20 protein-coding genes are annotated in these 24,941 nt (G+C 61.2%); 5 read left to right on the top strand and 15 right to left on the bottom strand.

Annotated elements, in window-relative coordinates:
* The first annotated feature begins 377 nt into the window (after window positions 1-377).
* On the top strand, window positions 378-3,053 hold the full coding sequence (locus KY494_RS12160; RefSeq protein WP_219891100.1) for a PAS domain-containing hybrid sensor histidine kinase/response regulator: 2,676 nt from the start codon (window positions 378-380) through the stop codon (window positions 3,051-3,053).
* The gene (gene bla / locus KY494_RS12165; RefSeq protein WP_219891101.1) at window positions 3,046-3,939 is read left to right on the top strand and encodes a class A beta-lactamase; all 894 of its coding nucleotides are present in this window, start codon (window positions 3,046-3,048) and stop codon (window positions 3,937-3,939) included. The genes KY494_RS12160 and bla overlap by 8 nt, the downstream gene beginning before the upstream one ends.
* Here bla and KY494_RS12170 read toward each other — a convergent pair whose 3' ends face one another.
* The 12 genes from KY494_RS12170 to KY494_RS12225 form a co-directional block, all read right to left on the bottom strand.
* Complete coding sequence (locus KY494_RS12170) at window positions 3,940-4,374, bottom strand: DUF695 domain-containing protein (RefSeq protein ID WP_219891102.1); 435 nt, start codon at window positions 4,372-4,374, stop codon at window positions 3,940-3,942. It abuts the gene before it with no gap.
* A 39-nt stretch (window positions 4,375-4,413) separates the two neighbouring features.
* Complete coding sequence (locus tag KY494_RS12175; RefSeq protein WP_219891103.1) at window positions 4,414-5,061, bottom strand: hypothetical protein; 648 nt, start codon at window positions 5,059-5,061, stop codon at window positions 4,414-4,416.
* A 100-nt stretch (window positions 5,062-5,161) separates the two neighbouring features.
* On the bottom strand, window positions 5,162-5,428 hold the full coding sequence (locus tag KY494_RS12180) for a PAAR domain-containing protein (RefSeq protein ID WP_219891104.1): 267 nt from the start codon (window positions 5,426-5,428) through the stop codon (window positions 5,162-5,164).
* Window positions 5,429-5,441: 13 nt separating this feature from the next.
* Entirely contained in the window at window positions 5,442-7,058 is a 1,617-nt protein-coding gene (locus KY494_RS12185; protein WP_219891105.1) for a DUF2875 family protein, read from the bottom strand.
* Window positions 7,059-7,141: 83 nt separating this feature from the next.
* Window positions 7,142-9,403: a DUF3274 domain-containing protein gene (locus tag KY494_RS12190; RefSeq protein ID WP_219891106.1), complete on the bottom strand. Its 2,262-nt coding sequence runs from the start codon at window positions 9,401-9,403 to the stop codon at window positions 7,142-7,144.
* An 18-nt stretch (window positions 9,404-9,421) separates the two neighbouring features.
* Window positions 9,422-12,217 carry a type VI secretion system Vgr family protein gene (locus KY494_RS12195; RefSeq protein ID WP_219891107.1) on the bottom strand — a complete coding sequence of 932 codons (2,796 nt, stop codon included), beginning with the start codon at window positions 12,215-12,217 and terminating at the stop codon, window positions 9,422-9,424.
* Window positions 12,218-12,431: 214 nt separating this feature from the next.
* A complete protein-coding gene (locus tag KY494_RS12200) occupies window positions 12,432-13,427 on the bottom strand; it encodes a PHB depolymerase family esterase (RefSeq protein ID WP_219891108.1) in 996 nt (331 codons plus the stop codon).
* Between the two features lie 84 nt (window positions 13,428-13,511).
* Window positions 13,512-15,716: a TonB-dependent receptor gene (locus KY494_RS12205; RefSeq protein ID WP_219891109.1), complete on the bottom strand. Its 2,205-nt coding sequence runs from the start codon at window positions 15,714-15,716 to the stop codon at window positions 13,512-13,514.
* A gap of 147 nt (window positions 15,717-15,863) precedes the next feature.
* A complete protein-coding gene (locus KY494_RS12210; protein ID WP_219891110.1) occupies window positions 15,864-16,658 on the bottom strand; it encodes an alpha/beta fold hydrolase in 795 nt (264 codons plus the stop codon).
* A 116-nt stretch (window positions 16,659-16,774) separates the two neighbouring features.
* Complete coding sequence (locus KY494_RS12215; protein ID WP_207780977.1) at window positions 16,775-17,413, bottom strand: TetR/AcrR family transcriptional regulator; 639 nt, start codon at window positions 17,411-17,413, stop codon at window positions 16,775-16,777.
* Window positions 17,414-17,519: 106 nt separating this feature from the next.
* Complete coding sequence (locus KY494_RS12220; protein ID WP_219891111.1) at window positions 17,520-18,476, bottom strand: bifunctional helix-turn-helix transcriptional regulator/GNAT family N-acetyltransferase; 957 nt, start codon at window positions 18,474-18,476, stop codon at window positions 17,520-17,522.
* A 73-nt stretch (window positions 18,477-18,549) separates the two neighbouring features.
* Window positions 18,550-18,978 carry a hypothetical protein gene (locus KY494_RS12225; protein ID WP_219891112.1) on the bottom strand — a complete coding sequence of 143 codons (429 nt, stop codon included), beginning with the start codon at window positions 18,976-18,978 and terminating at the stop codon, window positions 18,550-18,552.
* 300 nt (window positions 18,979-19,278) lie between these two features.
* On the opposite strand from KY494_RS12225, the gene KY494_RS12230 reads away from it, so the two are divergent.
* Window positions 19,279-19,797, top strand: a complete 519-nt coding sequence (locus tag KY494_RS12230) for a hypothetical protein (protein ID WP_219891113.1) — start codon at window positions 19,279-19,281, stop codon at window positions 19,795-19,797.
* 3 nt (window positions 19,798-19,800) lie between these two features.
* Here the strand turns inward: KY494_RS12230 and KY494_RS12235 are convergent, their stop codons facing one another.
* Complete coding sequence (locus tag KY494_RS12235; protein WP_070218177.1) at window positions 19,801-20,517, bottom strand: SDR family oxidoreductase; 717 nt, start codon at window positions 20,515-20,517, stop codon at window positions 19,801-19,803.
* A 152-nt stretch (window positions 20,518-20,669) separates the two neighbouring features.
* On the opposite strand from KY494_RS12235, the gene KY494_RS12240 reads away from it, so the two are divergent.
* On the top strand, window positions 20,670-21,974 hold the full coding sequence (locus KY494_RS12240; RefSeq protein ID WP_219891114.1) for an MFS transporter: 1,305 nt from the start codon (window positions 20,670-20,672) through the stop codon (window positions 21,972-21,974).
* 336 nt (window positions 21,975-22,310) lie between these two features.
* The gene (locus tag KY494_RS12245; RefSeq protein WP_219891115.1) at window positions 22,311-23,891 is read left to right on the top strand and encodes an isocitrate lyase; all 1,581 of its coding nucleotides are present in this window, start codon (window positions 22,311-22,313) and stop codon (window positions 23,889-23,891) included.
* A gap of 181 nt (window positions 23,892-24,072) precedes the next feature.
* On the opposite strand, the gene KY494_RS12250 is transcribed toward KY494_RS12245, so the two are convergent.
* Both KY494_RS12250 and KY494_RS12255 read right to left on the bottom strand, forming a co-directional pair.
* The gene (locus KY494_RS12250; protein ID WP_219891116.1) at window positions 24,073-24,525 is read right to left on the bottom strand and encodes an STY0301 family protein; all 453 of its coding nucleotides are present in this window, start codon (window positions 24,523-24,525) and stop codon (window positions 24,073-24,075) included.
* A 10-nt stretch (window positions 24,526-24,535) separates the two neighbouring features.
* Window positions 24,536-24,922, bottom strand: coding sequence for a BPSL0067 family protein (locus tag KY494_RS12255; protein ID WP_219891117.1), 387 nt, complete (start codon window positions 24,920-24,922; stop codon window positions 24,536-24,538).
* Between the last annotated feature and the right edge of the window lie 19 nt (window positions 24,923-24,941).

The raw sequence follows: 24,941 nt of genomic DNA on the forward strand, positions 1-24,941 counted from the left end.
CCTCCAAGCTGACAGCGGTGGCGGCCGCATCTCTGGGATGTCTGATGCACACCAACTTTTGAGTAAGGCGCCAATTTAATTCAAGCGCCTTGTGCGCTGCAAGAATATTGTTATGTAAAATATTCATTCATCAACATAAAGGGCTGACTAGTGGTTATTCAGCCACAACAGTGCCCTTGCCTGGCTGTTTCACCCGATGATTTGCCGCAGGGCGCGCCTTTTTCTCGTGGCCTGCAGAAAGCAGAATTGGCATCCTGCAAGACAGCCCAGAGAGTAAAAATAGTTGTAATATCGCCAGAATTGAGTTGCAAGGCCGCCCCATTCCAGTGTGGCGGCGGCCCCTGCCCTCCCCCCTTGCACCATCGTCGATCGCCTCCATGCCAGAACCGAGCCAGAACCGCAACGCCGCCCCGTCCTCCATCGCTGCCGCCCAGGCCGCCCATTTACTGCTGGGCGCCCATTGCGACATCGTCTGGAGCACGAAAACCTTCGGCCAGTTCGATGCCGACCAGCCCTCGTGGCGCGCCTTCACGGGCCAGACCGAAGCCGAACTGCTGGGCCGCGGCTGGCTCAATGCCCTGCATCCGGACGACCGCAACAGGCCTTACGTCATGCCGTCACATCTGACGAGCGTGTTCGAAGCGGAATACCGGCTGCGCCACGTCAGCGGCACCTACCGCAATATGCTCGTGCGCATGCTGCCCGTGCTGGCGCCCGACGGCGGCATCGTTGAATGGCTGGGTTCGCATTGCGACGTGACACAGCAACGGCAGACGGAACAGCGCTTGCGCCTGGCCATGCAGGGCGGCCGCATGGGCACCTGGGAGATCGACCTGGGCAGCGGCAGCATGGCCTGCTCCGACGCGTTCAAGGCCAATCTGGGCCTGCCGCCTGCCAGCCACATCGACTACGCGCAGCTGACGGGCGCCATGCTCGACGGCGAGCTGCAGCACTGGCAAACGGTGGTGCACGCAGCCATCGCCAGCGCCAGCGATTTCGAGATCGACATCCGCGTGCGCTGGCCCGATGGCGCGCTACACTGGGCACACATGCGCGGCACCTGCACCAGCGACGGCGCCGGTAACGTGATCGCCCTGTCCGGCATCTCGCTCGATTTGACGGCCAGCAAGCAAAACGAGGAAACCCTGCGCCTGACCCTGGAGGCCGGTGAAGTGGCCACCTGGAACTGGGACATCGTGGCCGACCGGGTCACGGCCGACAGCAATATGGCGCGCTTGTTCCACGTCAATGCCGATGCGCCCACGGCGGCGCCGCTGGCGCGCTACCTGGACCTCATCCATCCCGAGGACCGCGAGCAAGTCAGCGCGCAGATAAGCCAGGCGGTACTCGCGCACACGCCATTCGAGGCCAGCTACCGCATCGGTTCCGGCGATGGCCAGTACCGCTCGGTCATCGCGCGGGGCCGCGCGGAATACGCGCCCGATGGCACGCCCTTGCAATTTCCCGGCGTCCTGCTCGACGTCACGCGCCAGAAACAGGTGGAAGATGCGCTACGGCGCAGCGAGGAACGCTACCGCACCCTGATCGAGCTGATGGACCAGGGCTTTTGCGTCATTGAAATGCTGTACGACGAGCAAGGCCGCCCCGTGGACTTCCGCTACCTGGAAGGCAACGCCGCCTTCGTCAAGCAGTCGGGTCTGGACAATGCCATCGGCAAAACCATCCGCAGCTTCGTGCCCGACCACGACCAGCACTGGTTCGACCTGTACGACCAGGTCCTCAAAACCGGTGCGCCGGTGCGCTATGAAAACGAAGCCGTCGCCATGGAGCGCTGGTTCGAAGTTTTCGCCGCGCGCCTGGGCGGCCCCGGCAGCCGCCTGCTGACGATACTGTTCAGCGACATCAGCGAGCGCAAGCGCTCGGAGCAGCAATTGCGCCAGCTGGCCGACAACCTGTCCGAGATGGACCGGCGCAAGACGGAATTCCTGGCCACCCTGGCGCACGAATTGCGCAACCCGCTCGCGCCCATCCGCAACGGCTTGCAGATCATGCACCTGGCCGCCGACAAGCCCGCCACCGTGGCAAGAGTGCGCGACGTGATGGAGCGGCAAGTCAATCAGATGGTGCACCTGGTCAATGATTTGCTGGACGTGGCCCGCATCACGCGGGGCCAGATCGAACTCAAGCTGGAACGCGCGGACTTGAAAACCATCATCGCCAGCGCCGTGGAAACGAGCATGCCGCTGATCGAAGCGGGCCGCCACCAGTTCCAGATGCAACTCGCTGAAGACCCGCTGCCGCTCGAGGCCGACCCCACGCGGCTGGCGCAAGTGCTGGGCAATTTGCTCAACAATGCCGCCAAGTACACGCCTGCGGGCGGCCATATCAGCTTGCGCGCGGTACGCGATGGCAACGAGGCCTTGATCGAGGTCAGGGACAGCGGCGTAGGCATCCCCGTCGAGTCGATCGCCACCGTCTTCGACATGTTTACCCAGGTGGGACAGAACATGGGCCGGGCTCAGGGCGGACTGGGCATCGGCCTGTCGCTGGTGCTGCGCCTGGTCGAGCTGCATGGCGGCAGCGCCACGGCGGCCAGTCCCGGCGCCGGCCTGGGCAGCACGTTCAGCGTGCGCCTGCCCCTGCTGGCAACGGAGCCTGCCGCTCCTGCCGTCCCGACCGTGCCGGCCAGCGCCGCCAGCGGCCCCCGCTTCCGCGTGCTGGTGGTCGACGACAACGTCGATGCGGCCGATACCCTCGCCGCCGTGCTCGACATGATGGGCCATGCCACGCAAGTGGCCCACGATGGCGCGCAGGCGCTGGCCGTGGTATCGCAATTCTTGCCAGACGTTATCTTCCTCGACATCGGCTTGCCCGGCATGAACGGCTACGAAGTGGCGCGCGTGCTGCGCCGGATACCGGCCGGCGCCAACGTCGTGCTCGTCGCATTGACGGGCTGGGGCGCAGAAAACGACCGCAGCCAGTCGAGCGCGGCCGGCTTCGACCACCATCTGACCAAACCGGCCAACCTGCTCGCCATCGGCGAACTGCTGGCCACCCTTTCCACTCCGAAAATACCGACAGACCATGACTGACTCCCCGAACCACGTCCGCCGCCACCTTCTGCTGGCCAGCGGCGCTGTCCTGCTGTGCCCAACGCCGCTGCTGTTTGCCGCGCCCGCCACCGGCATCGCCGCCGCCCAGACGCAACTGGCCGCGCTGGAACAGGCTGCCGGCGGACGCCTCGGCGTTGCCGCCTGGCGCCACGGCAGCGAGCTGCGCGTTGCCTACCGCGCCGACGAACGCTTTCCCCTGGCCAGCACTTTCAAGGCCATGCTGGCGGGCGCCGTACTGGCCCGCAGCGCCAGCCAGCCGGGCTTGCTGGCGCAGCACGTGCGTTACGAGAAAAAAGAACTGGTCACGTATTCACCGATCACGGAAAAGCATCTGGCCGGCGGCATGAGCGTGGCGGACCTGTGCGCCGCCACCTTGCAGTACAGCGACAATAGCGCGGCCAATTTCTTGATGACAATATTAGGCGGGCCGCAAGCCGTGACGGCGTTTGCGCGCAGCATCGGCAATACGGTATTCCAGCTGGAACGCTGGGAAACGGAACTCAATAGCGCCATTCCCGGCGAAGTGCGCGACACGGCCAGCCCCGCGTCGATGGCGCACAGCTTGCAGCAATTGTTATTGGGAAATAGCTTGCCGGCGCCGCAGCGCCAGCAACTGGACGCCTGGATGCGCGGCAACACGACGGGCGACAAGCGCATCCGCGCCGGCGTGCCCGACGGCTGGCAGGTGGCAGACAAGACGGGCTCGGGCGCGTATGGCAGCGTCAACGATATCGGCGTGGCCTACCCGCCCAGCGGCGCACCGCTGGTGATCGCCGTGTACTACACGCGCGAACAGAAAAACGCGGACACCAACCAGGACATCATCACGGCCGCCACGCGCATCGTGACGGCCGCATTGGCGTAATTACTTCGGTAACGCGGCCATGAAGCCGGCATACGTGGACCAGGCGGGATCGGCCGCGCTGCGGATTTCAATCGGGAACTTTGGACGCGGCGCCAGCGCCGTGTTCAGGCGATTGAAAAACTCTTCGCCCGACTGCGTGTAATAAATCCATTCGCGCAGGTTTTCACCCGTCGACACCAGCGCCAGCGTGGCGAAGCCGCCTTCTTCCACCACGGGCGCCAGCGCCGCTTCCAGCTCTTCCATGTGCTCGCGCTCGTTCGGCGCGGGCATGCCTGTTTCATCTTCATAACGCCAGGCGATGATGATGCGATCCGGCTGCGACGACAGGTCCCAGTCGTCATGGAAGGCGTCGACATAGCGGTAAATGATGGCCATCTCGTCGCTATGCGTGACGATGGTGCCCCAGCTGCGGGCGGAAGTGGAATTCTGGTTCATGGTTGCAACAGTCAAAAAAATAAATCGAGGGTGCGCAGCTTACAGCACTGGCGGGCAAGTCACATTCCAGGCGTCATACTGGGCGCCGCTCTTGCGCAGCCAGACGCGGGCGTAGCTGTCGCGGTCGCTCTTGAACACGAGCGCATAGCGCTCTTCGGCGCGCGGTGCGGCGGTGCCCACGTCGACGGCCGCCAGCGTAAACTTCAGCGCCCGCAATGGGGCGCAGGCCGTATTTCCCGCCATTAATAATCGTGCCCGCTCCAGCAGCGGCTTCTGGTACAGCAACACGCCTTCCAGTTCCACATCGGGTATCCGTTGCAGCATGCGCACGGGTTCGGCCACCGCGCGGCAAGTGCCACGGTCGAGCCAAGCGTAATACTCCATGCCCGCCTCCTGCCAGCGCGCCTGCTTGCCCTCGCCATGCTGCACGAACTTGGTGCGCTGCGTACGGCACAGCGCGCCATGACCGCGATACGGCGACGTTTCCACGCTGCCCACCACTTCGCTGCCACGGCCGCCCACCACGGGCACGCTCTCGAACACGGTGCGCGCAGCCGGCTCGCCCGGATATTGCTGCGCATAAAAATCCAGCAAGGACGCGCGCTGCTGCGCATCCACTGCCACCACCTCGGCGGCAGTGGCTGAGATGCGCACGGCCGATACGGTAAAGAGCGCTACAGAGCGCATGAAATATCCTGGCATGGCATTCCTTCAATCGACGTTCAGGGGCGGGTATCGCCCAAGCGCAGATTATATAGTTACCAGGAAATACAGGGAGCGTACGGCGTCAGGCCGTGCGGAAGTTGACACCGCCAGCGAGCAGCTTGGCGCCGCAGGTGGTGGTATCGCCTTCAAACGCGATGGCAATGCCGTTGATGCTATGCCGGGATGAGCCGCTGGCAATCTTGCAGCCCTGATGCCCCTTGATGGGGCAGCTGCACAAGTCCCCGACGCAGGCAACAACAATACCATTGACCGTGAAGTGCGTGGCGGCACAACTGAGCACCTTGCCGCCATGCGACGTAGTGTCGCCCAAACGGATGACTTTGCGCATGCTGCCTCCCCTTCTACTTGCCCGCCGAGCTTTCCAGGATGGCTTCCACCGATGGCGCCGCATAGTTGGCCGGATCGACGGCCGGCGTGACGCGGCTACGGAAGATATCACCATTGGCGTCCTGCTGCCGGCGTTTGGCGTCCGATGGCGGCGTGATGAAGATGATGCTGGCCTCATTGCTGTCGCGTAAATTAATCGCCGCACTGGCGCCACCGTCGCGATAGCTGCCCATCACGCCGATGGCCATCTGCATGAACCAGGTGGCTGCGCCCGTGTTGCCGAGGCGAAGATCAGTATTGATGAACTGCGCGCTCTTGCCGCTGTCGATTTCCGGTCCGCCTTGTGACGCATAGTCATGCAACAGGCTTTCCAACATCAGCAACTGTTCCGGCTGGTTCCCCATACCGGCCACGATACGCGCCGGCCCCTTGCCGCGCTCGGCTTCCGGCAAGGTCTGCAGCGCCTGCCGCCAGCCCGCGTTGAAAATATGCTGGCGCGCATCGCGCCGCGTGACGGGCTTGCCGTCCTCATCCGTGAACTTGACGAACACGGGCCGGTGCACGAAACCGAACGAGGGCAGGCGGTCAAATGTTTCCATCTGCTCCCGGTTCCACGGAATGGGAAACCACGGCGTCGGCTTCCAGTCACGCGGGGGACGATTTTCCCAGGGATTGAGCTTGTCGAACATATGCAAGCCGACACCACGGATATCGGGCCGCTGGGCGAAAGCGGCGGCAGCGGCGAGCCATTCGGCGACAGTGGGTTGACGCTCGCTGAAGGCTTCGGGTCGCTGCTGTTTCGCGCGTGAAGGAAGTGATTGAATCAGTTCGTTGTACATGGCGCGGAGTTGCTCCCTAACGAATTTATTCGCAGGGTCATCCCATACAAATGGGCGCAACGGTTCTATTCGTTCGCGGCGTGCCAGGATGAATACCGCCGTGGCATCAGGCATATCCGGAATGAAATACCCGTTTACCAATTTTCTTGCAGTTCCTGGCTTCCGGTTGCCATCCCGCGTGCCAACGCTATCCTCGGAGTGCAAGGCGACGTAAGGTACGTCAGGATGCTTATCGAAAAAATCAAACACATCAATCAGCAATTGGTCGGGATGTTCATCCAGCTTCCAGGAAGCCACGGAAAATAGATGCAAGGGCATGCCCCCCGTACCAGCGCCAGCCACGAGTCCCGCCATCGGCTCTATCAAGCTCGGTTGTGCAGTCGGGTCAAGAATGGGCGTTCCAGCATAAAACGAAGGCAGGTTCCAATACATCGGAGTGAAATTGATGCCATTTTCCAGCGCATCGTAGGCTCTGCTACCACCGTCGCCATCCTTGTCATTACCCGTCCAGGGATACTTCTTGGGATCTTGTTCGCGTATGCTCGTGTAAGGACTTCCTTTTTGCAAGGCTCCCCACAATTTACCCTGCCGATACTTGTCCAGCGTCACACCCAATCCGATCACTTCCAGCACATACTCTTGCCGTGGCTCCACCGGTTTCCTTGGCTGTTTTTCCTGAACCTGTAATGCAATTTCACGCGCCTGGCTCTTCGACAAAGCACCTAGCCATAACAAGCCAAAAAATAAAATTACAATAACTATTGATATTCCCAACCAACGAAGCGTCATCATAGCTTTCACCTTTTTGGTCCACTATTCAAGAGAAAAGATCATGGGTCCAAACAAGTTTTTTCGACGAGTCCTAGACCATCCAATTATTTTTCAGTCACTATCTTCATGTCTTTTGTTTGTGACACAACGATCTTCCATAAAGCACCCGATAACAATGGAAGTCCTGCGGGCAGAATTCCAGTGTTGTAATAGTCCATGCCGCCATTGATCGCAGCACTTCTCCATGCAGGTTCTACGGATAAATATGCTGCAAAATCAGATAAGAATTTTTCCTTTATCAGCATTCCTTTACGCCCTTTATCATTAGTCTTCAAATCCTTCACTCGCCAATCCGCCACAGCACATAAGTACTCGTAGAACTGTGGATCAGAGCTGGCCTTGCCACTACCTATGGCAACGTCATACGCTGTCACCTGGCTATGATTCTTCACGTTGCCAATAATCGAACTGTGAAAGGACTTGGCACTGACCTCGTGTTGCCAACGCAGACGTGCTTCGTTAGGGCTTTCCTGGATATTTGCCCATACATTGCCTTTCTTGTCCCTCGTCGCAGAAAGCACCTTGCGTTGTGCCAACGGGCCTTTGTCATCCAGCTTCTGTTCCTTGTTGTAGGCCACCGTCATCTTTTGCAATTCGGTTTCGCGTAAGGCCTCAACACTCTCTGGAAACTTGCGATAACCAGAAGGATCCGGACGCTCTTCCGATTTACTGATCAGGCCGCGACCGCTGGCAATTGCCGTTGCTGCATCATTAGGATCCACCGCTTCCGTCGGCCCCTCATCCTTCTTCGCTCTACCGTGCATTATTGAATCGCGGGGTATGTCTGCCGGGTCAATTTGCGAGGTGCCGCGCAGGTCTGCAGGAACAGGCTTGCGCAATCCTTCACCAGTAATTGTGCGTATACCGTTTCGCTGCTCGACAGGTTTCAGCTTGGTATTGATGGGCCATGCGACTGCCTTGTGCGTACCCCGATTGCCGCGTACAGATGCCTCCACATGTGCATGTTCGTCTTCTTTTTCCAGGCACAGTGGGTAATCATGGGGTGGTGGCATGCCGACAAGAGACACTGCCTTCTTTCCAGTGCCTGGATCGACACGTATCTTGTTACTGAACACCCGTTGATAAAACCTGCTTCCCAATTCGGAGAGTGCTTTTCGTACTTGTTCAGTACCCCGATTATGAAAGCGACCAGTGGAGTAATTTCTTCCTCCATAGGCATAAATTTCCTCTTCGGACTTCACCTCGGTTCCTGTTACAAAATCGGGTACGCCATCCCAGCCAATTCCCTGAATGTTATCGAGCGCTACAGTCATGTCTTCGGGACAAAAATACAGATATACTTTCCTGCGGTTATTTCGATCCGCTGCATTGCTCCAACTGGCGCCGACCATACCGCGATGCTGATCACCATTCAACTCAGTAAATAACGGAACGCAGGGTTGTCCATTTTCTTTCGCTACCCCAGCAACAATATTGATAAGCGTCTGCAGGCGCGCGGCCAGCGTCTGAACACCGTCGAGTAGATGATAGTGCGCCCGCATCGCCGCATCCTCGCCACCATCGAGTCCGCTTGCCTTCCTCAGCAGAAAGGGAATATTTTCCACCAGGCTATACGGCGGATGCGTGAGTATCAAATTATCGGCCGGCGCCAACCCTTTCTCCATCAGCATGGCTTGCGCCAACAGCGACAGCAGGCAACCCTGGCTGTGCGCAACGATGCTGACGGTATCATCCGAGTCGTAATCGCGGATCATGGAAATCAGTGCTGCCAGGCGCTGGGCCGCCAGTACCATGTACATGCGGCCAGGCGCCGTCTTCAGCGGACGCAAGGCATCACCCATGGGATCGGCAGGTGCATAAATACCCCTGCGCCACATGTCGGGCAAGCTGCTGGTGGCGTTGCCGAACGGCCCGCCTTCCTTGGACAAATCCTTGTCCAGCCGGTTGCCATAGCGATCAACGAACTGCCCATTGACGATGTCGATTTTGTCCTTCACCTCACGGTAGCCCCAGTAAAACGGGATCACGGGGCTGTTGGTATCCTTGGCGATCGTGCGTTTGAAGAACACGGCATCCGGGTCGTCTTCCAGCTTGTCCTTGTCCGCCGCCACCGGCATGCGGTAAGAAGCTGGCGTAAAGCCGCGCCCCAGCCTTTGCTTCAATCCCTCGCACAGTCCATCTTCCACCGCCTTGTAGCTGACGCCCACATCGTTGACGCCATGGATGACGATGATATTGCCCGGCAAGTTGCGGCGTATTTTCACCTTCTTGCAGACGCTGCGTTCGCAATGCAGGAGCGCCACGTCATCGCCCACCACGTACGGCACTTTCGGATAGCTGCCCATCGCACTCTCCTGGCGTCATCAATCCTTGTTGTTGAACACTTCGATGGCGGCCAGGTGCATCGCTGCACGCTCCAGCACGTCCGTCTTGCCGCCCCCATCGCTGCGCCCATCGGCAGATGAACCATCGCCCAGCTTCACGGCGAAGTGCGCCTGCGGTGCCAACTGCGGTTGTTGCGGCCCGCTATCGACGGGACTGTCGTCGCCCTCGTATTGAAAAATGAATTGCTGGTCGGCCTTGCCCTCGGCAAAGCTTGGTAACTCCACCGCCATGCTCTGCGGGTCGTTGAAAACGAAGTTGGGCGCATTGAAGTTCAGCGGCGACTTGCTGCCGAAGGTGATGCCGTCGGCGATGCGGATGAAAGCGCCATGCTTGGAAATCAACACGATTTCATCGGCCATGCCCGTCAGCTTGCCTTCGCTGGCGGTGAGCTTCAGGTTTTTCGCCGCGTTGAGTTCCATGTCGTCATGCTGGCTTTGCAGCAGGAACTTGCCATGGTGGGCGATGGCGCGGATGCCATCCGCATGGGAAAACAGCGAAATGCCCTTGCCCGCGTTCACGCTGTAGCGCTGGCCCGCCACCGCTTGCAGGTGCTGCTGCGCCACCGTATCGATATTGCTGACGGCATAGCTGACGATGGCTTTCGAACTGGCAAAGCTGATGCCGGCGGGCGCCGTGACGGCAATCGCCGCCGCACCACCGAGTTCGGCTCGGGGCTGCGTATTGCTGCCGCCTTCCCAGCTTTTCAAGCTTTGCTGCAACTCCTGCTGCGCTTCGTCCGCGTTCTCCAGCGCCTGATGCGTGGCAGCATAGCTGCCCAGCGAGCGAAACAATTCCAGGCAGTTTTCCATCAGACCCAGATATTCGCTGCGCGCCATGTGCCCGCCATCGCCGTTCAGGCGCTTCCAAGCAGAGATCAGCATGCCCTTGCCCGCCCGCATGGCCAGTTGCTCATCGGTACGCAGCTCGGCGCCCTCGCCGCGCGCCGTGCCCTGGCCATTGCGCCGGTCCTGCGTCAGCCAGCCCAGGTTGAGCTGGCTGGAACCGTGATCGCTGGCAAGCTGGGCGTTGATTTGCCCATGCACATCATCAAAGCGCAGCTGGTTGGCGCGCGTGCCCTTGATCTCGCGACTCTTGATGCCGGACAAATAACGGTTACCCGGCAGGTCGCCCGCCTTGCTCAAGGCAACCGGCTGCGCAGTATGGTTGTACAACTGTCCCACGATGATAGGCCGGTCCGGATCGCCGCCCAGGAAAGCCAGCAAGACTTCGCTGCCCACGCGGGGCAAGCCCAGGTAGCCGCATTGCTGCATGCTGCCAGGTCCGTTCCCCGCCCAGCTCGACGCGACGCGCACCCAGGCCGAATCGGCATCCGTGTCGGAGGCGCCCGTGCCGCCTGCATGCTCATGGTCCAGCTTGCGCGTGGCGGGAAAGCGGACCTTGACCCGGCCCATGGCATCGCAATGGACTTCTTCATTGGCCGGCCCCACCACCACCGCACTTTGCATGGTGACTGGCGGCAGGTCGATGCGCGTGTCGTAGGTCGGCACGATGGCCACGCCACGCCGCACTGCCGTCAGTTCGATATGCATGCGCAAGGGGCCGCCATCCACCACAGCCGCCAGTTCGCGCTGCGGCAGCGATGCCTCATCGGCCAGCCAACGGTTACGCGCAAACAGGCGTGCCACCCGGGCGGCAAGCTCCTTGGGTAAATTATTTTGCGCCGCCACGTGCAGCGACGTGACGACAAAATCGCGCGCGGCCGCTGGCAAGGCGTCGATATCGGGGTGCTCGGCCAGCGTAAAATATTCACCCGGACACAGGTCGCGTACGCTGCCTTCGGCATGAAAGCAATGGTTCTCGTAAGCGTGCTGCTGCATGGCCAGCATGCCCAGCTGGCACAAGGCATCATGATCCATGCCCGCGCGCGGCGGCAGCACGCGGTAATCATCAAGGGTGGCGGCAATGGCATTGCCATGCATGCCTTGTACCCCCTGCCCCAAGGCATCGGCGGTCATGAACGGCCGCGCACGCGGGTGTTCCTCGTTCCAGCTATGGCGCGTCACCTTGCCCGCCTGCAGCTTGCGCAGTTCGTTCCACGACGTCAGAGTGTCACGCTCTTCAGTTGCCCGGTCCGCGTGATAGCGCACGGTGTCCGCCATGTTTTTCCGCAAGCCATCGGCGTGGTTGAACAGCACCAGGGTATGCGCCGGCTCGGCATGTGCATTCGTATTGCCCTCGGCACGAAAAAACCAGGCGACGCCGCTGCGCTTGAGCAGGCGCCGCACGAAGGCCGCATCGGACTCATTGTGCTGCATGACAAATTCGCGCTGCGGATACGTCTGCGCTTCGAAGAAATCGGCAAACACATACTGGAAGGCATGCGCCATCACCGTATTGCTGCGTATCCATTCATCGAGCAGGGTCTTGACGATCTCAATATCCGTGAGGCGGCGGAAGACGCGCGTATTGCAGCGTTTTTCCATGATGGCGAAGGCGTCCGTCAGCACCAGTTGGTAACTGGCCAGCGCGCCATCGCTGTCGCCGGCGCTCGCTTGCGTGACTAGGCCGCAGATGCTGCGCAGCTGCCCCTGGTCGGTGACGATGTCGATTGCAGCCGGCAAGGCGATGAAACTGCTCAGCGGCAAATCCGCATGCGTCGAGACGCACAGCACACGGTATTCGATCCCGCCATAGATGGCCTCGTTGCCGACGATGCGCTGCGGTATCAGCGCACCAGCGGGCACCTTTGGGGATACGCCCAGGCGCAGGCGCAAGGGACGTTCGCCACCCAACATCGATGCATCACCGTCCATGGCGCTCTCCTCATTCACACTTGCATCTAATCAAGCTGGAGAACCGACAATGCCATGGGATGGCAAGGAAATACTTGATATTTAGTAAGAATCCGCCAAGGCTCCCAATACTTGCATCAACCTTTTCCTCTTGGCCAGCAGGGCGGGCCTTGAGCGGCACAATGGAGCGCCATCGCTGCGCCCCACTATCCCGGCTACACATCTCCTCACGCCATCAGCGCTGGTAATGCTTGAAGAAATTCCAGCTGATCACGGTGGCGTCCGGGCCCAGCTCATCGCTGAAGGGCCAGCCGGGAGGCCCCCCGCTCCACGCGTGATTCATGCCCTCGACCGTGTACTTTTGCGCGATGACGGCGCCGTTGTGCAGATACGTATCGATGGCGTAGCTGCGGCCGTACGGCACGGTCTGGCGCACGATGCTGTCGGCACGGTAGCGCACGCTGTCATTGTCGAGGCCATCGTCGCCATAATCGCTGGTCTGCAGGAATTGCTCGATGGTTTGCTCGCCGTTGACGGGGTTGACGACGATGTCGGCAGTGCCGTGAAACACCATCGTCGGCATCAGCCGGCGCGGCGAACCGGAACAGCGCCAGGCATCCTTGCCGCGCACTTTCGGGTCGAACGAGCTGCCGTTGAACAGCGAATCGGCGGCCGTGAGCATGCCGATGGCGCCCTTGTACATGCCGCCCGAATGCACCATCACGGCGGCGAACACGTCCGAGTAGCAGGCGGCCATGATGGAAGCCATGGCGCCGCCGGCCGAGATGCCCGTCACGTACACGCGGCTGTCCTGCACCGCATACTTGCTCTTGACCTTGTTCAAGATGCCCATCAACACGGCCGGCTCGCCCGTGCCCCGCTCCTGGTTCAGCGGCAACATGAAATTCCAGCAGCGCATGGGGTTCGCCGTGGCGTTCTGGCGCGGATAGACGACGATGAAATTTTCGCTGTCGGCCAGCTGGTTGTAGCGGCTGACGGCAGCCATGCTGTTGGGCTCGGAACCGCAGCCGTGCAGCATCAGCACGACGGGCAGCGGCGTGTTCGGGTTGTAATTGCTCGGTAACCAGACCTGGTACTCGCGCGAACCCCACAGGCTCGCGTACAGGCCGAAGTCCCATTGCCCGGCGGCAGCCGGCAGCGCGGCCAGCAAACCGCAGGCGGCGATGATTGCGGATAAGAAGTGACGCAGTTGCTGATGCAGATGTGCCATGCCAGTCTCCTGATTATTCTTAAGGACGAAAACAGTGACAACGAACCGGCTTGATGCACATCAAGCCGGTACTTCTACAACTTCTTAAAATTTATAGCCAGCCTTGGCGATGATCTGGCGCGGCGGGCCATAGAAACCGTCGAGGATGAACACGGCGGGAATGTTGTAGCCATCCGTGCGGTAGCGTTTATTGCCCAGGTTGCTGCCGTGCAGACTGAAGGTCCAGTTCTTCGGCGCTTCCCACACGACGCCGGCCGTCCAGATGCTGTAGCCGCCCTGCGCCAGAGTTGCGCTCAAGTCCGTGGTCGGATAGACCTTGCTGCGGTAGCCGTAGCCGACCATGCTGCGCAGGGCGCCGCCGAAGACGTCGCGGTCCGTGCGCGTCACATTCAAGCCCACTTGCCGCGCTGGCGTATTGCTGAACTTTTGCGTATCCGCAATGTTCTTGCCGCCGCTCATGAACTCGTCATAGTTGGCGTTCAGCAGCGCGAGGAAGCCGTTGACTTTCCACTGGCGGTTCGGCCGCCACGAGAATTCGAATTCGGCGCCTTTCACCGTCGCCTTGCCCGCATTCGTGAAGTCGCCATAGAAGCCCGGCACGCCGCCCGGCTGCACATAGCTGGTAAACACCGACAACTGGATATCCTTGTAGCGGTTGTAGAACAGGGCCACGTTGACGTCAAACGTGTCGTCGGGCGCCGCGTACTTCATGCCCACTTCCAGCGCGTCGAGTTTTTCATCCTTGTAGGGACGCGCGGAATCGGGCACCACCAGGTTGTTGGCGCGCACGTTGTAGCCGCCCGACTTGAAGCCGCGCGACAGGTTGCTGTAGAAATTCGTCGTCTTCGACGCTTCGTAGCGCACGGAGATTTTCGGCGAGGTATTGCTGACCGACAGGGACTTGTCGAAGTCGGCCGCCGTCTGGATGGGCCGCGTGAAGCCCACGTCGGCAAAAGCGCGGTTCAGCACGATGGCGCGCTTTTCCTCGCGCGTGTGGCGCAAGCCCGCATTGATGCTCCACACCTTGCCCAGCGGCCAGGTCCAGTCCGTGTACAGCGCCGTGCTGTCCGTCTCCACCGTGCTGACGGCGGCCGTAAACTGGCGCCCCAGGAAGTTATTGTAGATGCCGCCGCCCGCCGTGCCTTCGAAGCGGTACAGGCCGATCACGCCGGCGCCGTAGTCGCCGCTGTACGAGGCCTGCAATTCCAGGCTTTTCTGTTCGTCGCGCGAATCGCCGAAGACGTCGGCAATCGGTTGCGGCAAGCCGTCGAAGTCGATGGTTTGCTCGGACGTGCTGCGCCGCTTGGCGCCGATCACTTTCACGGACCACTGGTTCGACAGCGTGTAATTGGCCACCAGCGAGCCGCCCCGGTTATGCGTGAAGTTGTTGCCCGGCATGCCGCTCTGGATATCGTAGGCGCTGGTGCTGGCGGGACGCTTGAGCGGGTCAAACGCGCTCACGCCCATGCGCTGGAAGCCGCGCACGCCGGACTTATCATCCGTGGCGTCCAGGCTCAGCACGACGGTGAGCGGTATGTCCTGCGGAAAGTAGCCGACGGACAGGCGCGCGGCCGTGCTGTCCTGGTCGCTGACCTGTTCGCCATTAAACGTGTTGCGGCCGAAACCATCGCGGTCCAGCTTGGCGGCCGCCAAGCGCGCGCGCCAGGTGCCGTTCTCGTTGGCCACATTGAAGGCGGCCTTGAAGTTGCGCTGGTTGTAATTACCGATGCCAACTTCCGCCGAGGCGCCGTTTTCCTTCGCCAGGGGACGCGAAATGTACTTGATGGCGCCGCCGATGGTGTTCTTGCCGTACAAGGTGCCTTGCGGACCGCGCAGCACTTCGATGCGCTGCACGTCGAACACGTCGAGCAGCGCGCCTTGCGGACGGGCCATGTAGACGTCGTCAAAATAAATGCCCACGCCCGGGTCCACGCCCCAGACGGGGTCGGCCTGGCCCACGCCGCGAATGAAGGCCGTCAGTGTGGTGTTCGTGCCGCGCGAGGCGTACACGGTCAGGTTCGGCACGCGCTCCTGCAAGTCGGCCAGGTTCTGGATATTCGCCCGTTCCAGGGCCTTGGCGGAAAACGCCGTGACGGCCAGCGGCACGTCCTGCAGCCGCTCTTCGCGGCGGCGGGCAGAGACCGTCACGGTTTCCATGCGTTCTTTCGCATCGCTGGCTTCCTGGGCCGTGCTGGCAGCAGCGGGAGTGGCTTCCTGCGCCTGGGCCTGGGTGGCAAACGCGCCGGCAACGGCGAGGGCGGCGGGCATCAATTTCAAAGCAAGTTTCATAGCGTCTCCAATGTCAGGCTTGCTTGCCACCAGGGTAGACGGCCGGATTCCAGGATCGCAAGACGTAACGGTACCCGCGCGCAAAAAGCGTGCACCTGTCCTGCGATGACTGTTTCCCGGCCCCTGCCCGTGCGGCGAGTGGCCTGTTTATTTTGAATGTGTGGCGAGGAAGGACTGCAACAAGGTATTCACACGCTGCGCCTGGTCCAGGGGCGTGGCGTGGCGCGAGTTCGCGATGATCTCGATCTCGCACTGCTGAAACTGTGCGGCAAAGGCCCGCTTGCTGGCGACGGGCGTGTAATCCTGGTCGGCCGCCATGATGAAGACGGGCATGGCCAGGGCCTGGAAATGAATGTCGATATCCCAGTGGAAAATGGCGTCCAGCGCGGCCAGGTAGGCGCGCTTGTCCATGCCCGCCATTTGCGTGGCGAAGCGCTCGACCAGCGCTTGCTGGGACGGATCGGGAAACAGTTTCTTGCCGATGATCTTGCCCATGGCTTTCAAGCCGAAGGTGGCGATCACTGTGCGCCGCAGCCAGTAGGCAAACAGCAACGACGCCGGCTTGCTGCCCTGGAACGGTTGCGAGTTGATCAGGCACAAACTGGCCACCCGGCCAGGCGCGCGGTTGGCCATTTCCAGGCCCACCATGCCGCCCAGAGAAAAGCCGACGATGTGCGCGCGCGGCACGTCGAGCTGGTCCATCAAATTGAAAAGGTCGTTGGCGAAGTCGCCGATCTGCCAGTCGCCGTCTGGCGCGGGACTGGCGCCATGGCCGCGCAGGTCGGGCACGATCAAACGGTAGCTTGCGCCGAGGGCGTCGATCTGCGGGCGCCAGTCTGCGGCGCAGGAACCAAGGCCGTGCAACAAAAACACGGGATCGCCCTGCCCCTTGCCCAGGTCGAGGTAATGCAATGGAACATCGGATGTCGTGTGACGCCGCATTCTGTCTCCTTGCTGTTGAACATGCTTTGTGTTCAGGTGCAGGAATATGTTTTCCTGCTGTTGGAAAACATAATACGGAATCCGAATTCCGATTTCAAGTTAAATCGCTAAATATCTTAGGTCAGATAATTTAAAGCAACACGCACCAGTTCATCTTCCAGTGCCGCGCCCGATAAAAAGGACAGCGAACCCGTCAAGGTGTGCTGGTTCAGGATGCCCAGCAGCACGGGCGGCACCACCATCATCGCTTGCGTGGGATTCGGGTGGCGGATGCTGGCCGACTTGCTGGCCAGCACGGCCACCGTGCGTTGCGAGATCAAATGATTGATCTGGTGCACCCTGTCGCGAAATTGCGCATCCTGCGACGCGCGCGTGATCAAGGCCCGCAAGACGCCGCTGCGCCCGCCATTCACGGCCACGAACATGGCTACCATGGCGCGGATGAAGTCTTCCAGGCTGCGCCCTTCCCACTGGCGCAGCTCCGTCAGGGTCTCGACCTTTTCCACCATGTCGGAAAAAAAGCGCTGCAGCAGCAAACGGCTCAAGGTGTCCTTGTCGCCCAGCAAGCGGTAAAAGGTGCCCACGGATGTTTCCGCCAGCCTGGCCAGGTCGGCCACGCCGATTTCATCGAAACGGTTTTCCGCCAGCAACTGTTCGCCCACCAGCAGCAGGCGCTCGAACGCTTGCTTGCTGCGCGCCTGGGTGGGCTCCGGTGGAACGATCATCTGCGGGAAGGGCATCGGGAAGGAAGGCATGCGGCGTCGGCGTCTCGAATAGTGGAACCTGAGTTCCGTTATGGGTGCGCGTATTGTAACGCGGGAGACGGCCGATGGGGGGCGCCGCGTGGCGCCCTGGCGGGTGCTACCTGCCCTGCCACTCCATGTAGACGTCGGCGCGCTGGTAATGGGCGTCGCCGGCGGGCCGCGCCACGTGGGTAAAGCCGCTGCTTTCGTACAGGCGGATGGCGGGCGCCAGCTTGCTGTTCGACTCCAGGAACAGCAGCTGCGCGCCGCTGGCCTCGAAGGCGTCAAAGGCCCGCTCGATCAGGCGGCGCGCGATGCCCAAGCCCTGGCATTCCGGCGTGACGGCCATCTTCGACAACTCGATGCTGGCCTCGCCGGCACGGATCAGCGCGCACGTGCCGACGATCTTGCCGTCCAGGCGCGCCAGAAAAATCTGTCCGCCAGCGTCGAGTATCGAGCGTTGCGGATCGGACAGCACCTTGTCGTCGAGCGCCTCGACATAGAAGTAGCGTTCCAGCCAGGCGATATTCAGGCGCTTGAAGTCGGCCGCGTACTGGACGTCGTACGCGATGATCTCCACGGCGGCCCGTTCGCGCTGGCGCCGGCAGGCGGCGATCATCTCGCCGAAACCCTGCGCCTGCAAGCGCGCCTCGGCCCGGTCCAGGCTCGCCATCAGCTGCGGCGTGCCGTGTTCGAACACCGTATCGACGGCCGCGCGCACGTCGTCCCACAAAGGCGCCATGCTGCGCAGCAAGGCTTGCCCGGCGTCGGACAGCGCCAGCAGGCGCCGCCGCTCATCCTTGGCGTCCGGCAGCTCCGTCACCACGCCGGCATCGAGCAGCTTGCGCCCCAGCTGCACCACCACCGGATGCGTCTGCCCGATCTGCGCGGCCAGGGCCGTGATCGCCGTGGGGCCGTTGTCGCGCAGCAGCAATAACAAGGGGAAACAGCGCGACGTCAGTTCGACGCCGGCCGCCAGATAACTGGTATCGACACCGGCATACAGTTGATCGGAAAGACGGCGCAGGCGGCTGGCCAGCATCAGGGAGCCGTAGGTTTGCAGGTTGGAAGACATGTTGAATGAATATATGTAAGTAGTTACGTATACCCTAACGTAAACCAGCTTTCCAGGTCAAGCACAGGCTTGCTTAGTCCTCATCATCGGCCAGCGCCGCCTGCAGACTGGCCTGAAACACGGTCTCGACCACCTCCCCCAGTCCAGGCCACACCTGTGTCAGCCAGCGCCTGCCATCCTCGCTCACCTCGACATACGGCGCGTCGCGCCTGGCGCAGTCCAGGCCGATCGCGATGACTTGCTCCGCCTCCTCCAGGCCGCCCGCGATCAAGGCATCGATGGGGAAAGCGATCAGCTCGGCGGTCAGATGCGGACGCAGCAGGCAGGCGGGCGCGATGATGGCGAACGACGCTTGCGCGTAACTCCAGCAGTTGGTGGGCCAGTGGGCGTTTTTCACGTTGTCCAGGAAGACAGCATCACTGAGCGTTTCCGGATGGGCTTGCGCCTGCGCATAAAAGGCGGCCAGGGCGACGAGTTGTGGCGGGGAAGTCCAGGTGGGCATAGCGCATTGATCCAGGCAAAGCCGCACCGGGCTGGCGGCAAAGGCGGACTGTAGCATGTTCAATCAGCACGCTGAAACACCAATGGTCGGGGCATAATCAGGGTCGCCGCCACTCTCGCCAGGCACAGCCATGCCAACCGCCTTTGAACTCTGGAAAACCGAATTACTAATTGTGGGCAATATCATCCAGGATGGCGACAGCCTCACGCCACCCGACGAAGCCCAGCGGCGCTTCCAGCACTAATATGTTTGCGTATGCTCGCCAGGCATAATGACTTATATGTTTGAAGAAGGAAACCCATGCTGTTATCACTCGACGACCCCATCTGGCCCACCCTGGAAGGCGGCTACCGCATGCCCTACGACGTGGCCGTAGCGCTCAAGGCCATGCAGGCGGGCGAAGACGTCTGGCATGAACTGTGGGAAGAGCTGCATCACCAGGGCGACGTGGGCATCGCCTCGTATGCGGCCGTGCCCCAGCTCGTCGCCATGCTGGGCGGCGCGCCATCACGCGAGGAAGATTTCTATGCGCTCATCGCCCTGATTGAAATCGAGCGCCACCGCAAGCACAATCCGCCGCTGCCAGACTGGCTGGCCGACAGCTACCAGGCCGCCGGGGCGCAACTGCCCGCCATCGCCGCGCGCGACTTGCAGGGCCAGCTCGATCCCGTCATGCTGGAATCCGTGTTTGCCGTGCTGGCCCTTGCCAAGGGCAAGCTGCGGCTGGGCGCTGCCCTGCTGCACATGGATAGCTCGGAGGTGGACGAGTGGCTGGAAGAGCGTCTCGGCTGGTCCGAGGTCTACGGCGAAGGTGCATAACAGTCAGAAACGCTCGTCGCGCAGCGCCGGCAGCACCAGTTCGCGCACGAACGAGGCATTCGACAGATTCAGCAGCATGCGCACGACGGCAACGACGTCATGCACGGGGATCAGCTCGCCTTCGCCCCGCGCGGCGGCGTCCGCCAGCGGCACGGACAAGCCATCATAGGTATTCAGATAACCGAGCTGCAGCGCCGTCACGGCCAGTCCCTGCGCGCGGAAACCTTCACGCAAGGCATCGGCGATGCCGTTCAAGGCGAATTTCGAGGCGCTGAACGTCACTTCCGGGCGGCCGCTCTGGCGCAGGCCGGACGTGGACCCCGTGAGTATCAGCTGCGGTTTGCTGCTGGCCAGCAAGCGCGGCACCAGGCGCTTGAGCAGCAATATCGTCGCCGTGATGTTGGTATTGACCATGTCGACGATGGCCTCGTCCGCATCGCCGAGGAAAGCGTAGTCATCGCTGAAGGCCTTTTCTTCCCACACGCCCAGATTGTAGATCACCGCGTCCAGCACGGCGGGCGCTTCGCGGGCGATGCGTTCGACGGCCTCGGCGGGTGCGGCCAGGTCCGCCGCGATCCATTGCAGCTGCGTGCCCTGGCCGGCAGGCAAGTCGGCGGGTTGCTGGCGCGATACGCCGATGACGGCATGACCGTCAGCGAGCAAACCATCCACCAGCGCGCGTCCCAGGCCCCGACTGGCGCCCACGATCATGATGTGCATTGTGTGTCCTTTCCAATGAAGTCAACGCTGATGATAGCGGCGTTGTATTAAGCGCAGCTGAGGCTACTCCCCATACGCGCCGCATTTACTCACGCGGCGGAAATGCGTATGCTAGATCTGGCAATCTCCGATAACACACAAGAACGAGACACATGCCTACTTCCAACACCGCCGCCATCAACGCCGCAAGCCGTCCCCTCACCAAACAAGACTATAAGACCCTGTCGCTGGCCGCCCTCGGCGGCGCGCTGGAATTCTACGATTTCATCATCTTCGTCTTCTTTGCCAACGCCATCGGCCAATTGTTCTTCCCGCCGGAAATGCCGGAATGGCTGCGCTTGCTGCAAACCTTCGGCATCTTCGCCGCCGGCTACGTGGTGCGTCCACTGGGCGGCATCGTCATGGCCCACTTCGGTGACTTGCTCGGCCGCAAGCGCATGTTCACCCTGTCCATCCTGATGATGGCCGTGCCGACCCTGCTGATCGGCCTGCTGCCCACCTACGCCAGCATCGGCCTGGCCGCCCCGCTGTTGCTGCTCTTAATGCGCGTTTTCCAGGGCGCGGCCGTGGGCGGCGAAGTGCCGGGCGCCTGGGTGTTTGTGTCCGAACACGTACCGAGCCGTTTCACGGGCTTTGCCTGCGGCGTGCTGACGGCCGGCCTGACGGTGGGCATTCTGCTCGGCTCGCTCGTCGCGACGGGCTTGAACACCGTCTACACGCCGGCGGAAATCACCGATGGCGCCTGGCGCTATCCGTTCTTGCTGGGCGGCCTCTTCGGCTTTGGCGCCATGTATCTGCGCCGCTGGCTGCATGAAACCCCCGTCTTTGCGGAAATGCAGCAACGCAAGGCGCTGTCCACGGAAATGCCCTTGAAATCCGTGCTGCGCAGCCACCGCGGCGCCGTCGTCGTATCGATGTTGCTGACCTGGATGCTGTCGGCCGGCATCGTCGTCGTCATTTTGATGACGCCTGCCCTGCTGCAAAAGATCCACCACATCGCGCCGCGCACCACGCTGGTGGCCAATACCGTGGCCACCCTGTGCCTGGCCTTCGGCTGCATCATCGCCGGCATGCTGGCCGACCGCCTGGGCGGCAAGCGCGTGATCTTCGTCGGCTCCGTGCTGCTGGCCATTTCCACGTATATTTTCTACACCACCATCGGCAGCCGCCCCGACCTGCTGCTGCCCCTGTACGCGATGACGGGCCTGTGCGTCGGCGTCGTCGGCGCCGTGCCCTACGTGCTGGTGCAAGCGTTTCCGGCGCAGGTGCGCTTCTCGGGACTGTCGTTTTCCTACAACTTGTCGTACGCGATTTTCGGCGGCCTGACGCCCGTGGTCGTGACCCTGATGCTGAAAAACAACGTGCTGGGCCCCGCCTATTATGTGATCGGCGTGTGCGTGGTGGGCATGCTGACGGCCCTGTTCATCAAGGATCAGCGGCAGACCGTGGGACGATAAACGCGCCGCCTGCGCCCCAAGCCGCCTTCGGGCGGTTTTTTTTCGCCCCGATTTGTCGCGCTGCACCAAATTCTGAAAAGGCGTTTCACATCGCGAAATTTCAAACAGCAGACTCAACCATTGATGCTCTCACTTTTTGAAAATTCATTTCACATCCTGAAAAATCATAATTAAGCCATTGAAAAACAAAGACTTAATTTAAGTTATATGTCTTATATAAGACTTGAACATTGGCGCGAATCGGCCTACTATTTAGTCATGCAGTTTGCTTCGACAAGACGTTGTGGCGCACTCGGCGATTTTCTCAAACATAGCTTTTCTTTTTAGGAGATTCACATGTCCCAATATCAAGACGACATCAAAGCTGTTGCTGGTTTGAAAGACCAACAAGGCAGCGCCTGGAACGCCATCAATCCCGAGTCCGCCGCCCGCATGCGCGCCCAGAACAAGTTCAAGACCGGCCTGGACATCGCCCGCTACACGGCGAAGATCATGCGCAACGACATGGCTGCCTACGATGCGGACCCATCCAAGTACACCCAGTCGCTCGGTTGCTGGCACGGTTTCATCGGTCAACAGAAGATGATCTCCATCAAGAAGCACTTCAACAGCACCGACCGCCGCTACCTCTACCTGTCCGGCTGGATGGTCGCCGCCCTGCGCTCCGAGTTCGGCCCGCTGCCAGACCAGTCGATGCATGAAAAGACCGCCGTCACCAGCCTGATCCGCGAGCTCTACACCTTCCTGCGCCAGGCCGATGCCCGCGAACTGGGCGGCCTGTTCCGCCAGCTGGACGCGGCCCAAGGTGCTGAGAAGCAAGCGATCCAGGCCAAGATCGACGGCCACATCACCCACGTCGTGCCCATCATCGCCGACATCGACGCCGGTTTCGGCAATGCCGAAGCCACCTATTTGCTGGCAAAACAGTTCATCGAAGCGGGCGCCTGCTGCATCCAGATCGAAAACCAAGTATCCGACGAGAAACAATGCGGTCACCAGGACGGTAAAGTCACGGTGCCACATGAAGACTTCCTGGCCAAGATCCGCGCCATCCGCTACGCCTTCCTTGAGCTGGGCGTGGACGACGGCATCATCGTTGCCCGCACCGATTCGCTGGGCGCCGGCCTGACCAAGCAGATCGCCGTCACCAATGAACCAGGCGACCTGGGCGACCAATACAACTCCTTCCTCGACTGCGAAGAAGTGTCGGCCGACGCGCTGGGCAATGGCGACGTCATCCTCAAGCGCGAAGGCAAGCTGCTGCGTCCAAAACGCCTGCCAAGCAACCTGTTCCAGTTCCGCGCCGGTTCCGGCGAAGAGCGTTGCGTGCTGGATTGCATCACCTCGCTGCAAAACGGCGCCGACCTGCTGTGGATCGAAACGGAAAAACCGCATATCGCGCAAATTGGCGGCATGGTCAGCGAAATCCGCAAGGTCATCCCGAACGCCAAGCTGGTGTACAACAACAGCCCATCGTTCAACTGGACCCTGAACTTCCGCCAGCAGGTGTATGACATCATGAAGGCCGACGGCAAGGACGTGTCCGCCTACGAACGCGCCCAGCTGATGAGCGTGGAATACGACCAGACGGAATTGGCGATCACGGCCGACGAGAAAATCCGCACCTTCCAGGCCGACTCGGCCCGCGAAGCCGGCATCTTCCACCACCTGATCACCCTGCCGACCTACCACACGGCCGCCTTGTCGACCGACAACCTGGCCAAGGAATACTTCGGCGACCAGGGCATGCTGGGCTACGTGGCCGGCGTGCAGCGCAAGGAAATCCGCCAGGGCATCGCCTGCGTGAAACATCAAAACATGTCCGGCTCGGACATCGGCGACGATCACAAGGATTACTTCAGCGGCGAAGCGGCACTGAAGGCGGCTGGTAAAGACAACACCATGAACCAGTTCTAAGTTTTTGGCTTGACTGTAGAGTGAAAAACCCGCTTCGGCGGGTTTTTTTTGCGTCTGCGCTCGGGCAGGCGACAATTTCGTAGGTCGGCTTAGCGAACGCGTAAGCCGACATGCACAGGCGCAGTCGCATCGGGCTTTGCGGCCTGCGGTCCCCCCAGCAATAGCGCCGATACCAACTCACTTACCGGCAATCGATATCGATCTCGTTCTGCCCGGCCTTGCGGCCTTTTCTGTAGGTGAATTGGCACAGGCTGACGCTGTCGTCCATTCTCCTCGACAGCGTGACTTCCCCATGCACGCCGTAGCTGCATTGCAACCACTTGCCGTCTGGATAGCGGCCTTCCAGACGGTAGCTGAGCGTCGTTTGCCCTTTGTTCTTGCGCTCCCCGCTCGGCACCAGCTGCCCCCTGCGCTGCGGTGCGCCGTCGATCGGCGCCGCGGCGCTCAGGTAGAGTGGGCTGCCGATATACGGCGTCCAGCCAGCCGGCACGGCATTCAGGCTGATCGATGCCGCAGGCACGCTGTCCGGGCAAGCATGGGCGGCGGGGGCGGGGGCGGGGGCGGGCATGGCAGCCTGCGCGAACACGGGGAATAGGCAGCAGGCGGCGCCGGCCAGCAAACGTTGATGTTGCATCGATGCTCCCCTATTCGATGACGAAAAAAGCGTCGGCATTATTGCTGGGATCGATATACAAGCCATTCTTGTAACGGCCTTTGGAACGCAAGGTCCGCGACGTAACGAGAGGCGGGCGCTTGCCCTTCCACTGATCCATGACGAGGATGCCGTCCAGCGCCTGCCCTATATACAGGGCCGCGTGATTGCCATGTTGTTGATTCGCATACTTGCCGTTGATAAACGTGGCAATGGCTGTACCTTTGCGCAGCAAGCGATTTCCCAGCACTACTTCCCCCTGCTTCCAGGCCAACGTGGCAGGCGCACCCGCGTAGTGGCGGACCAGCGCGACGCACTGATGGTTGCCGACCATGGTGGTTTTTTCCAGGTCGTCGACTTTGGTGTAGGTGTAGGACATGGGGTTCTCCTAGCTTTGT

It is taken from the genome of Janthinobacterium sp. PAMC25594 (genome assembly GCF_019443505.1).
Lineage (GTDB): Bacteria > Pseudomonadota > Gammaproteobacteria > Burkholderiales > Burkholderiaceae_D > Janthinobacterium.

What these genes read in the sequence shown, in the direction of transcription:
- KY494_RS12160 (WP_219891100.1), top strand. Translation starts at nt 378, where the DNA reads ATGCCAGAACCGAGCCAGAACCGCAACGCCGCCCCGTCCTCCATCGCT.
- bla (WP_219891101.1), top strand. Translation starts at nt 3,046, where the DNA reads ATGACTGACTCCCCGAACCACGTCCGCCGCCACCTTCTGCTGGCCAGC.
- KY494_RS12170 (WP_219891102.1), bottom strand. Translation starts at nt 4,374, where the DNA reads ATGAACCAGAATTCCACTTCCGCCCGCAGCTGGGGCACCATCGTCACG.
- KY494_RS12175 (WP_219891103.1), bottom strand. Translation starts at nt 5,061, where the DNA reads ATGCGCTCTGTAGCGCTCTTTACCGTATCGGCCGTGCGCATCTCAGCC.
- KY494_RS12180 (WP_219891104.1), bottom strand. Translation starts at nt 5,428, where the DNA reads ATGCGCAAAGTCATCCGTTTGGGCGACACTACGTCGCATGGCGGCAAG.
- KY494_RS12185 (WP_219891105.1), bottom strand. Translation starts at nt 7,058, where the DNA reads ATGATGACGCTTCGTTGGTTGGGAATATCAATAGTTATTGTAATTTTA.
- KY494_RS12190 (WP_219891106.1), bottom strand. Translation starts at nt 9,403, where the DNA reads ATGGGCAGCTATCCGAAAGTGCCGTACGTGGTGGGCGATGACGTGGCG.
- KY494_RS12195 (WP_219891107.1), bottom strand. Translation starts at nt 12,217, where the DNA reads ATGGACGGTGATGCATCGATGTTGGGTGGCGAACGTCCCTTGCGCCTG.
- KY494_RS12200 (WP_219891108.1), bottom strand. Translation starts at nt 13,427, where the DNA reads ATGGCACATCTGCATCAGCAACTGCGTCACTTCTTATCCGCAATCATC.
- KY494_RS12205 (WP_219891109.1), bottom strand. Translation starts at nt 15,716, where the DNA reads ATGAAACTTGCTTTGAAATTGATGCCCGCCGCCCTCGCCGTTGCCGGC.
- KY494_RS12210 (WP_219891110.1), bottom strand. Translation starts at nt 16,658, where the DNA reads ATGCGGCGTCACACGACATCCGATGTTCCATTGCATTACCTCGACCTG.
- KY494_RS12215 (WP_207780977.1), bottom strand. Translation starts at nt 17,413, where the DNA reads ATGCCTTCCTTCCCGATGCCCTTCCCGCAGATGATCGTTCCACCGGAG.
- KY494_RS12220 (WP_219891111.1), bottom strand. Translation starts at nt 18,476, where the DNA reads ATGTCTTCCAACCTGCAAACCTACGGCTCCCTGATGCTGGCCAGCCGC.
- KY494_RS12225 (WP_219891112.1), bottom strand. Translation starts at nt 18,978, where the DNA reads ATGCCCACCTGGACTTCCCCGCCACAACTCGTCGCCCTGGCCGCCTTT.
- KY494_RS12230 (WP_219891113.1), top strand. Translation starts at nt 19,279, where the DNA reads ATGCTGTTATCACTCGACGACCCCATCTGGCCCACCCTGGAAGGCGGC.
- KY494_RS12235 (WP_070218177.1), bottom strand. Translation starts at nt 20,517, where the DNA reads ATGCACATCATGATCGTGGGCGCCAGTCGGGGCCTGGGACGCGCGCTG.
- KY494_RS12240 (WP_219891114.1), top strand. Translation starts at nt 20,670, where the DNA reads ATGCCTACTTCCAACACCGCCGCCATCAACGCCGCAAGCCGTCCCCTC.
- KY494_RS12245 (WP_219891115.1), top strand. Translation starts at nt 22,311, where the DNA reads ATGTCCCAATATCAAGACGACATCAAAGCTGTTGCTGGTTTGAAAGAC.
- KY494_RS12250 (WP_219891116.1), bottom strand. Translation starts at nt 24,525, where the DNA reads ATGCAACATCAACGTTTGCTGGCCGGCGCCGCCTGCTGCCTATTCCCC.
- KY494_RS12255 (WP_219891117.1), bottom strand. Translation starts at nt 24,922, where the DNA reads ATGTCCTACACCTACACCAAAGTCGACGACCTGGAAAAAACCACCATG.